The organism is Pseudomonas sp. QS1027 (assembly GCF_002814235.1).
Lineage (GTDB): Bacteria > Pseudomonadota > Gammaproteobacteria > Pseudomonadales > Pseudomonadaceae > Aquipseudomonas.
On the sequence record NZ_PHSU01000005.1, the window covers coordinates 1 to 15,049 of the forward strand.

The 15,049-nt window shown below is 61.1% G+C and carries 16 protein-coding genes; 1 reads left to right on the forward strand and 15 read right to left on the reverse strand.

Annotated elements, in window-relative coordinates; genetic code table 11:
* Nucleotides 1-68: 68 nt before the first annotated feature.
* From msrQ to CWE01_RS05675, 12 genes are all read right to left on the reverse strand, one after another.
* Nucleotides 69-695, reverse strand: coding sequence for a protein-methionine-sulfoxide reductase heme-binding subunit MsrQ (gene msrQ / locus CWE01_RS05620; RefSeq protein WP_100939554.1), 627 nt, complete (start codon nt 693-695; stop codon nt 69-71).
* A complete protein-coding gene (msrP, locus tag CWE01_RS05625) occupies nt 695-1,708 on the reverse strand; it encodes a protein-methionine-sulfoxide reductase catalytic subunit MsrP (protein WP_100939555.1) in 1,014 nt (337 codons plus the stop codon). The genes msrQ and msrP overlap by 1 nt, the downstream gene beginning before the upstream one ends.
* Nucleotides 1,709-1,771: 63 nt before the next feature.
* Nucleotides 1,772-2,629, reverse strand: coding sequence for a CDP-diacylglycerol--serine O-phosphatidyltransferase (gene pssA / locus CWE01_RS05630; protein WP_100939556.1), 858 nt, complete (start codon nt 2,627-2,629; stop codon nt 1,772-1,774).
* Between the two features lie 126 nt (nt 2,630-2,755).
* Nucleotides 2,756-3,913, reverse strand: a complete 1,158-nt coding sequence (locus CWE01_RS05635) for a glutathionylspermidine synthase family protein (RefSeq protein ID WP_100939557.1) — start codon at nt 3,911-3,913, stop codon at nt 2,756-2,758.
* Nucleotides 3,914-3,926: 13 nt separating this feature from the next.
* Nucleotides 3,927-4,658, reverse strand: a complete 732-nt coding sequence (locus tag CWE01_RS05640) for a DUF1190 domain-containing protein (RefSeq protein ID WP_100939558.1) — start codon at nt 4,656-4,658, stop codon at nt 3,927-3,929.
* A 27-nt stretch (nt 4,659-4,685) separates the two neighbouring features.
* Nucleotides 4,686-5,111 (reverse strand): DUF350 domain-containing protein, encoded by a 426-nt coding sequence (locus CWE01_RS05645; protein ID WP_100939559.1) that lies wholly within the window; start codon nt 5,109-5,111, stop codon nt 4,686-4,688.
* Nucleotides 5,112-5,124: 13 nt separating this feature from the next.
* A complete protein-coding gene (locus tag CWE01_RS05650; protein WP_100939560.1) occupies nt 5,125-5,784 on the reverse strand; it encodes a DUF2491 family protein in 660 nt (219 codons plus the stop codon).
* Nucleotides 5,785-5,881: 97 nt separating this feature from the next.
* The gene (locus CWE01_RS05655) at nt 5,882-6,586 is read right to left on the reverse strand and encodes a PspA/IM30 family protein (protein WP_100939561.1); all 705 of its coding nucleotides are present in this window, start codon (nt 6,584-6,586) and stop codon (nt 5,882-5,884) included.
* 22 nt (nt 6,587-6,608) lie between these two features.
* Nucleotides 6,609-7,280, reverse strand: coding sequence for a YjfI family protein (locus CWE01_RS05660; protein ID WP_100939562.1), 672 nt, complete (start codon nt 7,278-7,280; stop codon nt 6,609-6,611).
* A gap of 175 nt (nt 7,281-7,455) precedes the next feature.
* On the reverse strand, nt 7,456-8,472 hold the full coding sequence (ilvC, locus tag CWE01_RS05665) for a ketol-acid reductoisomerase (RefSeq protein WP_003212125.1): 1,017 nt from the start codon (nt 8,470-8,472) through the stop codon (nt 7,456-7,458).
* A 47-nt stretch (nt 8,473-8,519) separates the two neighbouring features.
* Nucleotides 8,520-9,011 carry an acetolactate synthase small subunit gene (gene ilvN, locus CWE01_RS05670; protein ID WP_003176102.1) on the reverse strand — a complete coding sequence of 164 codons (492 nt, stop codon included), beginning with the start codon at nt 9,009-9,011 and terminating at the stop codon, nt 8,520-8,522.
* 1 nt (nt 9,012) lies between these two features.
* On the reverse strand, nt 9,013-10,737 hold the full coding sequence (locus CWE01_RS05675) for an acetolactate synthase 3 large subunit (protein ID WP_100939711.1): 1,725 nt from the start codon (nt 10,735-10,737) through the stop codon (nt 9,013-9,015).
* 404 nt (nt 10,738-11,141) lie between these two features.
* On the opposite strand from CWE01_RS05675, the gene CWE01_RS05680 reads away from it, so the two are divergent.
* Nucleotides 11,142-11,573 carry a DUF4124 domain-containing protein gene (locus tag CWE01_RS05680; RefSeq protein WP_100939563.1) on the forward strand — a complete coding sequence of 144 codons (432 nt, stop codon included), beginning with the start codon at nt 11,142-11,144 and terminating at the stop codon, nt 11,571-11,573.
* Here the strand turns inward: CWE01_RS05680 and CWE01_RS05685 are convergent, their stop codons facing one another.
* Genes CWE01_RS05685 through mrcB form a run of 3 tightly spaced genes read right to left on the reverse strand, consistent with a single transcriptional unit; the run spans nt 11,574 to nt 15,032 of the window.
* Entirely contained in the window at nt 11,574-11,903 is a 330-nt protein-coding gene (locus tag CWE01_RS05685) for a YqcC family protein (protein ID WP_100939564.1), read from the reverse strand.
* Nucleotides 11,903-12,685, reverse strand: a complete 783-nt coding sequence (locus CWE01_RS05690; protein ID WP_100939565.1) for a tetratricopeptide repeat protein — start codon at nt 12,683-12,685, stop codon at nt 11,903-11,905. The genes CWE01_RS05685 and CWE01_RS05690 overlap by 1 nt, the downstream gene beginning before the upstream one ends.
* 16 nt (nt 12,686-12,701) lie before the next feature.
* Nucleotides 12,702-15,032: a penicillin-binding protein 1B gene (mrcB, locus tag CWE01_RS05695; protein WP_100939566.1), complete on the reverse strand. Its 2,331-nt coding sequence runs from the start codon at nt 15,030-15,032 to the stop codon at nt 12,702-12,704.
* Nucleotides 15,033-15,049: the final 17 nt, after the last annotated feature.

Here is a 15,049-nt window from a genome sequence, read left to right on the forward strand (position 1 = left end):
TTTCACTTTTCTGTCATAAGGGCCAGAAACAGTGCAAACAACGAGGGCTGTGGCGCTAGTGCCGACGCCTATAGGGAGCGAGTCGTTGTGGAGAGCGGCTTTCTTGCCACAAGGCGAGGCATTCGACGCGCCACCGCCGGGATACGCAATGCCAATAGCAGTGCGCCTATAGAGGCATACACCGTCCACTCCTTCAGATCGGCCCGCACGATCCACAACATATGCAGCAACCCCAACCCGAGAATCACATAGACCAGGCGGTGCAACTTCTTCCAGCCCTTCCCCAGGCGACGCTGGCTGTAACGGTTCGACGTCACGGAAAGCGCCAGTAAACAGAGGAAGCCCAGCGCACCGACAATGATGTAGGGCCGCTTGCGCAACTCGACCGCCAATTGCGACCAGTCCAACCCGAGCACAAACACCAGGTAAGCCGCCAGATGCAGCACTACATAGGCAAAACACCACAAACCCAATTGCCGGCGCACCGCGACCCAGCCCGGCCAACCACTGAGCTTCTGCAACGGCGTCATGCTCAAGGTCACCAACAACAGAATCAGCGTACCCAAGCCCAACCGATCAACCAGGACCTTTCCCGGATCCGGTCCCAGGGCCAGGCTCCACGCCTGGTACAACCAGAGCAACGGCCAGATCGCCGCCGCAATAAAGACGCCCACGCGCCAGAACGGATATCGCATCAGTAGTTCTTCCGCAGATCCAGGCCGGTATAGAGAGAGGCGACTTCATCCGAGTAGCCATTGAACATCTGCGTCTCACGCACATTGGGACTGAACAGCCCGCTGGGCAAACGCCGCTCCCGAGCCTGGGTCCAGCGCGGGTGGTCGACGGTAGGGTTCACATTGGCATAGAAGCCATATTCATCCGAGGCAATGCTTTGCCAGGTGGTCTTGGGCTGCTCTTCCACCAGGCTGATACGCACAATCGACTTCACGCTCTTGAACCCGTACTTCCACGGCACCACCAGGCGCAACGGCGCACCGTTCTGATTCGGCAGTTCCCGCCCGTACATGCCCACTGCCAGAATCGCCAAGGGGTTCATCGCCTCGTCGAGCCGCAAGCCTTCTACATACGGCCAGTCGATCAGGGCGAAACCAGAGCGCTGGCCCGGCATGCTCTTGGGGTCCTGCAGGGTTTCGAAGCGAATGTACTTGGCCTTCGAAGTCGGCTCGACCTGCTTGAGCAACGCCGAGATGGGAAAGCCGATCCAGGGAATCACCATGGACCAGGCCTCGACACAACGCAGGCGATAGATACGCTCCTCCAACTGGTAAGGCTTCATGAAGTCTTCCAGGGCATAACGCCCCGGCTTGCCGACTTCACCGTCCACCACCACTGACCAGGGCTCGGTCTTCAGGCTGCCGGCGTTCTGCGCCGGATCACCCTTGTCGGTACCGAACTCATAGAAGTTGTTGTAGTGGGTCGCATCCTTGTAGGGGGTAATCGCCTCCCCCTTGACCGTCACCGCGCCCCATTGGGTCTCGGGCAGCTTCCCGGCAAACCAGGACGGCGCATTCCCCGCGTCCACATCGGCATAACGCGCCGCCTCGGCGGCACTGGCCCACCGCGGCAGACTGCCGATCGCCAGCCCGGCAACAGAGGCACCGAGTAATGCACGACGGGAAAGATAGAGGGATTCGGGCGTGACGTCCGATTCTTGGCAATCGGATCGCTTGGGAAGCTTGATAAGCATGGCAACTCCGTAGCATTGGAGGACTGATGCACCAATAGACTACGGAGTCTGCGGGAAATTACATCACTCGCCGGCTTTGTGCCGACGAAGATGCAACAGGTACTGGATAGGACCCGAGGCCGCATAGGCGAGGAAAATCAGCAGCAGGATGCGCGGTGGATCGCTGAATACCACGGCGAACACCAGCACCACGGCGAGAATCGCCACGAACGGCACCCGCCCCTTGAGGTCCAGCTCCTTGAAGCTGTTGTACTTGATGTTGCTGACCATCAGCATCCCGGCCGCCGCCACCAGCAAGGCCACCAGGAACGACATCTTCGAACCCTGGATCCCGTAGTCGCTGAACGCCCACACCGTACCCGCTACCACGCCCGCCGCCGCCGGACTGGCCAGGCCGATGAAGTAGCGCTTGTCGGCGGTGCCGACCTGGGTATTGAAGCGCGCCAGGCGCAATGCCGCGCCGGCCACATAGATGAAGGCAACCATCCAGCCGACCTTGCCCATATCCCCCAGTGCCCAACCGAATGCCAGCAGTGCCGGGGCGACGCCGAAGGCGACCATATCGGACAGCGAGTCATACTCGGCGCCAAAGGCACTCTGGGTATTGGTCATGCGCGCCACGCGACCGTCGAGGCCATCGAGCACCATGGCGACAAAGATCGCGATGGCGGAAAACGCGAAATACTTGCTCGCCCCCGCCGGATCCCCGGCACTCGCGGCGCTCTGTGCACTCATCGCACTGATGATGGCGTAGAAACCGGCGAACAGGTTTGCGGTGGTGAACAGGTTCGGCAACAGATAGATACCGCGATGGCGGACTTTCTGGCCGTCGGCGTCATGCCCTTCTTCGACATGTTCGTCGATGGGCAGCAGGCTTTCGGCTTCGGAGCCCTGACCAGGCTCTTCGGGACGTTCAGTCATGACATTACCTTGCAGCTAAATGAATGGTTTCAACAGCACTCGGCGACCACGATGGGAGCGCAAAACGATCCCGCTTTATACCAGAAGCGCCCCGGCCTGCGGAAAAACCCGGGCCAGACCGCTCGATCAACCCAGGACAACGTGGGGCAGGAATCGACTGCTGTCCTTGGTAATCAGGCTGTCGTCTTCACGGATACCGATCCCGGCCGCCACATCCCCCACCACCCATGAACCGATCACGGTGTAGCTGTCGCCGAACTTCGGCAACGGGGAAAAAGCCTGCAGGATAAAGGGCGCATCGGTGTAAGGCCCATCCTCGGCCACCACCTGGTCGTCACCGGTACGGATCTCGATGTTCGCGCCCTCACGGGAAAAGAACGGTTTGCGCACCCAGCCCTTGGGCACGGGCCGCTGCGGGTTCTGGTCGACATAAGCGGGCAAGAGGTTGGGATGCCCTTCATGAAACTTCCACAGCAGCGGCAAAATGCCTTTGTTACTGACAATGGCTTTCCAGGCCGGTTCGATAAATTGCGTGTCACATCCGGGCACCGCCTGGCCGAACACCTCATGGAAGATATGCTCCCAGGCATGCAGCTTGAACAGCCGCTCGATCCAGCGTCCGTCCAGATCGACAAAGCGCCCCTGGGCGGTGAGACCGATGTCTTCGATGTCGATATGCCGCGCCTCGATCCCCGCATGCGCGGCCATCTTGCGCAGGAAGTCGGTGGTCCCGCGATCTTCCTCTGAACCCGAGATGGCCGAGAAGTAGAACGCCCCTCCGGCTGGAAAAGCCGCGAAGGCCCTGACCAGATCTTCGGCAATGGTGTTGAACTGGTTCGCATGGGCCGGCAGCACACCCCGGGCGATCTGCTCCTCAAGCCAGAGCAACTGCACGGAACCGGCTTCGAGCAGACTGGTGGGGGTGTCGTAATTGGCTTCCAGGCACTTGGCCGGACCGCTGCCGTCATACGCCAGGTCGAAGCGGCCGTACAAATGCGGATGTCCCTGCTTCCAGGAGTCGCGGACCAGATCGAAAAACGCCGGTGGTATGGCCAGGCTGGCCAGCAACTCTTCGCTGTCGACAACGCGCTCGACCACCTCCAGGCACAGGTCATGCAGCGCCTTGGTCGGCGCTTCCAGGTCACGGGAGATCTGCTCCTCGGTGAACAGGTAGTAACCGCGCTCATCCCAATAGCGTTCGCCGCCGATGGTGTGGAAGCCGAACCCTTCGCGCTCGACACTCTGGCGCCAGTGCGGGCGTTCTTCGATACCGATCTTTTTCACCCTGGCCGTCTCCTCAACCGCCGGAACTGAAGAAACTGCTGCTCTTGCCGCCCCAACCACTGCGCGCGGTCGCCTGGCTGCCGAAGCCGCCACGCGAGACCGTCGAGGACACAGAGCCGGAACCGCTGCCCAGGCTCTTGCCGAGAGTCGCCTGGGTGTAGCTGTTGCTGGAACTGCTGCGGGCCTGGGTCGAGCGACTGAACGACTTGCCCTGCTCGATCTGCCGCGACAGTGTCGAGCTGGTATAGGTACCGCGATTGTCGCGGCTGTCGTAGATCGGCTGGGAATAGTAACGCCCGCCGCCACCGCTGTTGCTGAGCAGATTGCCGAGCAACAATCCGGTCAGCAGACCACTGTTGCCGCCGCCGCCCGACTGCACGGCCGCTTGTTGCTGGGCCTGTTCGAGGTCCTTGCGCGGCACATCGCCGGACATCGCCAGTTCAAAGCCACCCATCTTCGGCATGTACTTGCCGTCCGGGGTGATCTGGCAATAGCCGGGAACGAAGTCGCTGTCGCAGGAAGCCTGGTCGTCATAGGTCGGCGCGATACGCCGGTGATCGGCCAGCGCCTGCATGAAGGCGTCGGAACAGACCTCCACCGGGACTTTCGCCGCGACACATTCCTCGACCGACTTGAAGTTGCTCTTGGTGTTGAAGGCAACGGTGTCCTGGGACGCACCGCAGGCGGAAAGCGCCAACGGAAAGGTACCGGCCAGCAACAGTTTTACGGAGCTACGGGTTCTCATCGAATGATCCTTATCCTTGCCCTGGGCTCAGGTCGACGGTGTCATGCAGGCCGAATTCAGCAGCCCCACACTGATAGCCACGGACGCCGAATAGATCGCCGCCGCCATCTCGCCGCGCACGATACGCCCGGACAGCCCCTTTAGCACCAGGCTGGTCACGATAAACGCCAGCAATTGCACCACGGCCGCGATCAACACCCAGACGACGACGTCGACGACGCTGATGCTGTTGGCGATGATATTGCTCGCCGGCAGGGCAAAACCCACCAACGACCCCCCCAGGGCCACCGCCGCCGCGGTGTTGCCCTCGCGGATCAGGGCGAACTCCTTGTGGGGCGTGATCAGGGTGTAGATGAACTGGAACAACACGAACAGAACAGCGGCCACCGCCATATAGATGATGAAGCCGTATACCGCGGTGGCGTTGAGCGACAGGCGCAGCGCTTCGAGCATGATGATTTCCTTGTCAGAGAACTTCGATATCGGTGATTTGCAGCGTCACGCCCACAGCGGTGGACAGGGTGATCACCCCTTCCTCGTCTTCCTCGACCGAGAAGAGCAGGAACTCCCGACGGTTGAGCAGGCCGATCTCGCGGGAATAGAGCATGCTCAGGTGCTTGATCGAGTAGGCCGCGTCCGGACTCTTGACGAACTCCTGCATCGGCGTGAGTTCGGTCTGCCCGTCTTCGCCACCCCATTGCCGGCCATATTCCTCGCCTTCGAGTTCATAGAGCGGCATGCCGATCTTCGCATTCGGGCCGGTCAGTTGCAGCAACTGCTCCTTGCTGTTGATCGTGGTGACATCGTGGTAGCCGAACAGGATGAGGTCCTGAATGTCCTCCGCCGCGGGGCCGTTCATGACCACTTGCAGGAAGTAATCCTCGTTATCGAGGTAAAACCGCTGCAAACGCATTGACTGCCCGAGGTCGATGTCGCCCACCGCCCAGACTTTTTCGTCATCGGGCAGCACCACGTGGGACTGCCCCTCGAGCAACAGTTTCAAGGAGCGATCCAGGCAGAGCATCCGCCCCGAGGCCAGCCCCAGGGGACTGCCCGGCGCTACCGAGGTCGCACCCGCGGCAGGCTTCGGCGCCTCGAACCCCATGACGCGCTTGATCCAACTCATCGTGTCTCTCCTTCCTGTCGCGACAACGTACTACCCGACCCGTTTTTCAGACGGCAAAAAGGGCAAAGCGCTCACGCGTTTGCCCCAGGACTTGCGCTTACTGGCCCGAGCCAGGATTCTGCCGGGCCTTCAGACGCGCCAGCACGTCGCTGCCGCTGCCCGACCTGGCGCCGATACCGGCGTCCTGCAGACGGCGTTCCAGATCGCCACCATTGGACTCATCGGCCAATTCCTGCGCCGCATCCAGCTTGGCGTCGCGCTCATCCTGGCGTTGCTTGATACGTGCCAGCGAACCGACCGCCGTTTCCAGCTTGCCATTCGCCCCGCCGGTGGCGGCTGCGGTAGCGACACGGGCCTGCTGGACCGTCTCGCGGGCCTTGGCCATTTCAACCTGCTGCTTCAAACCCTTGATCTGGTTTTCCGCCTTGATCACCTGGGCATGCAGCATCTCGACCTGGGCACCGAACTGATCGGCCAGGAGTTTCTCCTGGTCGCGCAGGGCCTCGATCTCGGCCACCTTGTTGGCGCACTCGCCGGCCAGGCTTTCCACGCCCTTGTCCAGCGCGGCCATGGCCTTGCCTTCCCAGTTGGCGATGTCGTTGTTCAGGCCGTCGAGGCGCTGTTGCGACAGCTTGTAGCGGGCCTTGATGTCCACCAGGCCGTTCTTGGCCTTGGCTACTGCATTTTCGGCGTCGCGCTGTTCCTGCTCGAGGATACGAATGGCGTTGGCATCGACGATGGTCTCACCCACCTCGGAAACGCCACCACGAATGGCGGTAATGACTTTCTTCCAGATACTCATCGAAAACTCCTTGGGGACTTCATTAAACGTGGATGTGGTCTTCGAACGCTTCCACCGCACGGATCACGTTTTCGGCCAGGGTGTAGATTTCCTGGACGATCACGGTGATCGTGGAAGCCGCGCTCAGCGCGCCGAACATGCAGTAGACCTCGGTGCCGTCGCCGACCCGCTCGATGCCCACGGAGGACAGCGGGAACAGGTCGCGGCTGCGCAGCACCAGGCTGTTGAAGACTGCTGGATCCTTGACCCGGCTCACTTCAACCAGGGTCGCGTCCACCAGGATCTGGTCACCGGACACCGCCAGGTAGAGCGGCAGGTCGCCGAATTCGGTCATGTTCAGCTTGATGCTCTGCTCGGCGTTCTCGGCGAGGGTCAGGACAATCTCGCCACTGGACACGACCTCCAGCTCCGACAGCGCCTTGTGCAGCGAGTTGATCGTCCAGTTGATGTTCTCAGTCATGAAAGCCTCCAGTTTGATCCGTTCACCCAGGAAGGGCTGGCGTAACGCCTTTTCGATACCCCGCAGGGCCGTCGCATTCTCGGGAAGAATCCAGAATTCCCGCTTCACCAGCCCGGCGTCGCGCAGACGCGTGCGCATATCGCGAACGTAGTCGGCGGTCGTCTTGGGCTTGGCCGGTGATGACGATTTCTCGCCCGTGAGGGGCTTGTCATCCGCTGCTTTTTTACGGGGCATCTGTCCTCCGAAAAATCTTACATGTAAGTAAATTACGTCCTTTGCCTGGAATGTTCAACATCTGACACAAAAGCTTTATGTGACAAAACAAAACGCCCCGACAAGTCGGGGCGTCTGGGTACAGCGTGTACCGGTGCTCAGCCCCGAAGGGCCAGGCAGCCGGTTGAGCGTCGACTCAGTTCTTGGCTTTGTCGACGATCTTGTTCGCACCGATCCACGGCATCATCGAGCGCAGTTGCTCGCCGATGATCTCGATACCGTGAGCGGCGTTGTTGCGACGCTTGGCGGTCATCGATGGGTAGCCGGTAGCACCTTCGCTGATGAACATCTTCGCGTATTCGCCGTCCTGGATGCGCTTCAAAGCGTTGCGCATGGCCTGGCGGGATTCGGCGTTGATGACTTCAGGGCCGGTCACGTACTCGCCGTATTCGGCGTTGTTGGAGATCGAGTAGTTCATGTTGGCGATACCGCCTTCGTACATGAGGTCAACGATCAGCTTCAGTTCGTGCAGGCATTCGAAGTAGGCCATTTCCGGCGCGTAGCCCGCTTCAACCAGGGTTTCGAAACCGGCTTTGACCAGCTCGACGGTACCGCCGCACAGAACGGCTTGTTCGCCGAACAGGTCGGTTTCGGTCTCGTCCTTGAAGGTGGTTTCGATGATGCCGGTACGACCACCGCCAACGCCGGCGGCGTAGGACAGTGCAACGTTCTTGGCGTTGCCCGAGGCGTCCTGGTAGATCGCGATCAGGTCAGGGATACCGCCGCCCTTGACGAACTCGGAACGCACGGTGTGGCCTGGAGCCTTCGGCGCGATCATGATCACGTCAAGGTCGGCGCGTGGCACAACCTGGTTGTAGTGGATCGCGAAGCCGTGGGAGAAGGCCAGGGTGGCGCCTTTCTTGATGTTCGGCTCGATTTCGTTCTTGTACAGCGCGGACTGGAACTCGTCCGGGGTCAGGATCATGACCAGGTCGGCAGCGGCAACAGCGCTGGCCACGTCGGTCACTTTCAGGCCATGGGCTTCAGCCTTGGCAACAGTGGCCGAGCCTTTGCGCAGGCCGACAGTCACGTCAACGCCGGAATCTTTCAGGTTGCAAGCTTGTGCGTGACCCTGGGAGCCGTAGCCGATGATGGCGACTTTCTTGCCCTGGATGATCGACAGGTCGCAATCTTTATCGTAGTAAACCTTCATGAAATTCCCCTTTATATCCAGGCCGTTCAGGCCGTTTGCAAGTTGGTTTAGATGCTGAGTACTTTGTCGCCGCGCGCAATACCGGTGACGCCACTACGGACGGTCTCCAGGATCGAGGCGGTGCCGATGGACTGAATGAAGCTGTCGAGCTTGTCGCTGGTACCGGTCAGTTGAACGGTATACACGCTGGCGCTGACATCAACGATCTGACCCCGGTAAATATCGGTGGTGCGTTTGATCTCGGCGCGCTGGGCGCCAGTGGCCTTGACCTTGACCAGCATCAGTTCACGCTCGATGTGAGCGCTTTCCGACAGGTCCACCAGCTTGACCACTTCGATCAGCTTGTTCAGGTTCTTGGTGATCTGTTCGATGACTTCGTCATGCCCCACGGTGGTCAACGTCAGACGCGACAGGGTCGGGTCTTCGGTCGGAGCCACGGTCAGGCTTTCGATGTTGTAGTTGCGTTGCGAAAACAGGCCAACCACACGGGACAGAGCGCCAGGTTCGTTTTCCAGAAGCAGGGAAATGATGTGCCGCATATTAGGTACGCTCCGTCTTGCTCAGCCACATATCGCGCATGGAGCCGTCTTTGATCTGCATCGGGTAGACGTGCTCGCTGGTGTCGACCTGGATATCGAGGAACACCAGGCGATCCTTCATGGCGAACGCTTCTTCCATCTTCGGCTTCAAGTCTTTCAGATCCGTGATACGGATACCGACGTGACCGTAGGCTTCGACCAGCTTGACGAAGTCAGGCAGCGATTCCATGTACGAGTGCGAGTGACGGCTGCCGTAGCTCATGTCCTGCCATTGGCGAACCATGCCGAGCACACCGTTGTTCAGGCTGACGATCTTCACCGGCAGGCCGTACTGCAGGCAGGTCGACAACTCCTGGATGTTCATCTGGATGCTGCCCTCGCCGGTGACGCAAGCGACGTCGGCGTCCGGGAAGCTCAGTTTCACACCCATGGCCGCAGGGAAACCGAAGCCCATGGTGCCCAGGCCACCGGAGTTGATCCAGCGATTGGGCTTGTTGAACTTGTAGTACTGCGCCGCGAACATCTGGTGCTGGCCCACGTCGGAGGTCACAAAGGCATCGCCCTTGGTCACTTCGCAGAGGGTCTCGATCACGGTCTGTGGCTTGATGATGCTGCCGTCGCCCTTGTCATAAGGGAACAGGCCGCGATCGCCGCGCCATTCGTCGATCTGCTTCCACCAGCTGGCAACAGACTCCTTGTTCGGGGTCTCGCCGATTTCCTTGAGGGTCGCAACCATCTCGGTCAGCACGCTCTCCACGGGACCAACGATAGGCACGTCTGCCTTGATGGTCTTGGAGATCGATGCCGGGTCGATGTCGATATGGATGATCTTGGCGTTCGGGCAGAACTTCGACGGGCCGTTGATCACCCGGTCATCGAAGCGCGCGCCCACGGCCAGGATCACATCGGCGTGGTGCATGGTCAGGTTGGCGGTGTAGCTGCCGTGCATGCCGAGCATGCCGACGAACTGCCGGTCGGTGCCAGGGTAGGCACCCAGGCCCATCAGGGTGTTGGTGACGGGCAGGTTGAGCATTTTCGCCAGCTCGGTCAGCGGCGCGGAGCCACCCCCGAGGATCACGCCGCCGCCCGCATAGAGCACCGGACGCTTGGCTGCCAGGAGCATCTCTGCTGCCTTGCGGATCTGGCCGGAGTGGCCACGTACCGCCGGGCTGTAGGAACGCAGCTTGGCTTTTTTCGGGAAGATGTATTCGAACTTCTCGGCCGGGTTGGTCATGTCTTTCGGGATATCGACAACGACAGGGCCAGGACGACCGGATTGCGCCAGGTAGAACGCCTTCTTCATGACTTCCGGGATTTCCGAAGCGTGCTTGATCATGAAGCTGTGCTTCACGATCGGCCGGGAGATACCGATCATGTCGGTTTCCTGGAACGCATCGGTACCGACCAGGGTGCTTGGCACCTGACCGGAGATGATAACCATCGGAATGGAGTCCATGTACGCCGTGGCGATACCGGTGATGGCATTGGTTGCGCCAGGACCGGAAGTCACCAGGACCACGCCGGCTTTACCGGTGGCTCGAGCGTAGCCGTCAGCCATATGGGTCGCGGCCTGCTCGTGACGAACCAGGATGTGGGTTACATCCGGCTCCTTGAACAGGGCATCGTAGACATGAAGGAGAGCACCACCCGGGTACCCGTAGATGTACTTGACGCCTTCGTCACGCAAAAAGCGGACGAGCATCTCACCGCCAGATAAAAGCTCCACGTTGTTCACCTCTAAAACGCCAGAATACCGTCCACGCACACTGGAGGACGGGTCTTAATAGGTTTACTTCTCAGCAGAGCATGAGCGACGGTGGTCGCCGACTACGTCAGCACTGACTGAGCAAGTATTGGGAGTGCCCCAAATGTTGCGGGGGTTTCCCACCCAGCGCGAGGTAACGCGTTGCGGGTGTAACAGGTCGGCGCGGATGTGCGCCTCATGATCTGCCGAGTGGGCCTGCTTCTGGCAGTCCCTCTACAGCGGACTTTGGATTGTTCTGATTCGTCCGGTCCAAGTCAAGTCATCTTGTGAGCTTTCTTCGAACTAAGCGCATGACAACGCAGAAGAAAACCTTTCATGAGGGAATGTGCTACGTTGCTTATCGCATTGTCTGACAAGGAAACCTGATGCGTAGAAGCATTCTGATGGCAAGCCTGCTGCTCGCCTTGAGCCCGCTGTGCCAGGCCGGACAGATCTACAAATGGGTCGATGCCCAGGGCCAGACGCACTTCGATGCGCAGCCGCCGACCGGGCAAACGGCCACCGTGGTGACTCCGGCAATCGGCAATGTCCCCGCGCCGCCACCCAGCCCCGCCGTACCGGCGAGTACGCCCCTGGGCGACCAGAAAGCCATCGACGCCAAGGTCAAGAAGCAGATTGCCGATCAGGAAGTGGTGCGCAAAGCCTATTGCGAGAAAGCGCGGACCAACCTGGCCCAGCTGGAGAACAATGCGCGGGTGCGTGAAGAGGTCAATGGCGAACTGCGTCGCCTGACCGAGGAAGAACGCCAGGCGCGCCTGGTGGAGACGCGCAAGACCATCGAGGAAAACTGCTCGTAGTCAGCGGGTCTCGGCAATCAGCTGGTCGAACTGCGCCAGCAACCGCTGCAAACCACGCCCCTGCCCTGGTCGCTGGGCATAGACCATTTCAGCCATGGCCAGAATCCCCGAAGCATTGGGCAGCGGCAGATCCGCCTCGAGAATCAGCTTCATCCTCGGCAGGAAGATCCATTGCAGCCACTGCTCGAACTCCAGCGTATCGACACTGAAAGGCTCGACACTGGCCAGGGCCTCGACGCTGGGCGACTCTTCATCCCAGCAGCCCTGGGCCCGCAGCTCCCGCTCGATCAGCAGGAGTTGCTCGGCAATCAACGGAAAACGTGCATCCATCAGTAACCGGCCTTGGCCTTCTGCTGTGCCTGGGCGGCACCCGCAGCATCGCCCTGCTTGCTTCGCGCCTGGGCGATGATGCCCCAGAGGTTGGCCTGCAGATCAGGACGACCGTTGGCGAAGCTCAGGCCACGACGGGCCAGTTGCTCGGCTTGCGGCGCATCGCCCTGGGCCATGCGCACCTGGGCCAGGCGATAAAGCACTTGCGGCTCACGCGGCGCCACACGCTGGGCGCGCTCGAGACTGGACGAAGCACCATTGAGGTCGCCGCTGGATTGCTGCTGCTGGGCAGTGGTCAACAACGCCAGCACCGGACCGTCCAGTTGCTCGTCAGCGGACAGGCCACCGCTGTTGTTGTTCGACGGAATACCGCTCGGCGCCACCGGGCTCGGCATGTTGTAGCTGCCCTGATTCACCGGCGGGGTGTAGGCGCCCTGGTTATAGGCACCCGAGTCACCCGGCACGGCCTGGATCGGCGCGTTGTTCGAAGGTCCTGGGGTAATCGGCCCTGGCGTGAACGGTTCGCTACTGATCGGCGTCGACACGGCCGCGCCACCACCGGGAATCATCACCACTACGCCGGAATCCTGCGGCACCGCCTGGGTCTGGCTCGGCGCCGACCCCTTGACGATGGTTTTGCGGAAACCGCCGGTGGACGAAATACGCTCGTTGTTGGAGACCGCGGTCCCCGAATCAACCACCGGGATCGAACCCCGTGGCACGCTGGAACAACCACCCAGCACGGTCAGTGCGGCAAAAGCTGGAATCCACCACTTGTTCACGTCAAACCCTCTTCGCTCAATTCAACCAGCCCTTGACCCAATCCATCACTTCGGTGGCCGGCGCAGGGGCCACGCCACCACACGACGCACCGGGTACCGGTTCACTGCCGCGAATATACGGCATCTGCACCGCGCCCGGGCAATTGGCATCGGAGCCTTGCCCGGTATGCGGATCGACCCAGGCCTGGACCACATTATCCGGCTGCGGCATATCCAATGGCAGCGGATCGGCCTTGCGCATGAAACTGGTCCAGACCTGCAAGGCGCCGCTGGCACCGGTAAACGGTGTCTTGCCGTTGTCATCGCGACCGAGCCAGACCACCGCCAACAGGTCCTGGCCGAAACCGGCGAACCAGCTGTCACGCGAGTCGTTACTGGTACCGGTCTTGCCGGCCAGGGTCAGGGTCTTGGGCAGGACGTTGTAGACCCCACTCCCCGTACCCTCGCGCATCACCCGCTGCATCGCCGCCTGGATCAGGTAGATCGAACCCGCATCGAAACGCTGCTGGATCTGGAACGGATAACGCTTGAGCGGCTGGCCTTCGGCTGTCAGCACGCTGCGGATCCCGCGCATCGGCGTATTGAAGCCGCCGTTGGCCAGGGTCTGGTACATGGTCGCGATATCCATCGGCGTCATGCTCGCGGCGCCCAGCAACATCGACGGAAAGGCCGGGAATTCACGGGTAACGCCAAGGCGTCCGAGGGTCTTGAGGACATTCGGCACGCCGACCTCCAGGCCCAGTCGAGCAGTCGCCAGGTTGTAGGAATGCGCCAGGGCCTGATAAAGGAAAATCGTGCCATGGGAACGACGCTCAAAGTTCTTCGGTGTCCAGACCTGTCCGTCGGCGCCTTTCACCGAGAAGGCTTCGTCCGACAGCCAACTGGTCAGCGTGTACTGGCTGGGTTTCTCCAGCGCAGTCAGGTACACCGCCGGCTTGATCAACGAGCCCACCGGGCGTACCGCGTCCAGCGCCCGGTTGAACCCGGCAAAGCTGGACTGGCGACTGCCGATCATGGCCTGGATCTCACCGGTTTCCGGGTTGGTCACCACCATGGCAGCCTCGACATCCTCCCCCCCCTTGCGACCATCCAGACGCTTGAAGGTATCGCGGACCGAGGCCTCTGCCTTCATCTGCAGGATCGGGTCGAAGCTGGTGAAGATACGCAAGCCTTCCTCGGTCAAGTCTTCGTCGCGATAGTCTTGGCGCAGTTGCCGCTTGACCAGGTCGAGGAAGTCGGGGAACGAGCTGTCCGCCAGGCTGCCGCGGGCGGTCACGCCCAACGGCATTTTCTTCGCCGCGGCCACTTGCTCGGCGGTCGCCACGCCCTGCTGCTCCAGCAGGTCGAGCACCAGGTTGCGTCGTTCCAGCGCGCGATCCGGGTAGCGTCGCGGGTTGTAGTAGGACGGGCCCTTGACCATGCCCACCAGCAACGCCACCTGATGCAACTTCAGCTCCGCCAGGGGCTGGCTGAAGAAGAACTGGCTGGCCAGGCCGAAACCGTGCACCGCGCGCTGGCCGTCCTGGCCGATAAAGACCTCGTTGAGGTAGGCTTCGAGAATCTCTTTCTTGCTGTAATGCAGCTCCAGCAGCATGGCCATCATGGCCTCGGTGAGCTTGCGGCTCAGGCTGCGTTCGTTGGTCAGGAAGAAGTTCTTCACCAACTGCTGGGTCAGGGTACTGCCGCCCTGGCGCATCTGTCCGGCCGAGGTATTGACCCAGATCGCCCGGGCAATCGACTTGGGCGAGACGCCGAAGTGATGATAGAAATCCCGGTCCTCGACCGTGACCAGGGTATCGAGCAGGTACGGTGGCACCTGGTCGATCTTGATCAGGATGCGGTCTTCGAGGTTCTTCGGGTACAGGCCGCCGATCAGCAGCGGCTCAAGGCGCACCACCGAGAGCTTCGCGCCGTTGAGCGAGGACAGCTCGGCCACATAGTCGCCGGAGAAGCGCACCCGCACCGGCTGGGCCGACTCCATGCCTTCATAGAACTGGAAACCACGGGTGTTCAGGTCCACGGTATTGCCGTTGACCGCCGCCGCCCCCGGGCCATTGGCCACGGGTTCGCGACGATAACCGAGGGCATCGAGTTCGGTGAGGAAATCTTCCTTGCTCAGTTTCTGGCCGGCGAACAGCTCCAGCGGCCGGGCATAGACCTTGGCCGGGATGGTCCAGCGCTTGCCGGAGAATTTCTCCTGCACGATGGCATCGAGGTAGACGGCAAAACCGGCCAGCACGACGAGGCCAACCAGGCTGAGCTTGATCGCCCAGCCAAGCCAGGGGCGCAAGCGGCCAGCGGGAGGTTTGGATTTGGCGCGGGAACGAGGGGATCGGGTACGAGTCATGGCGGCGGATTATACGC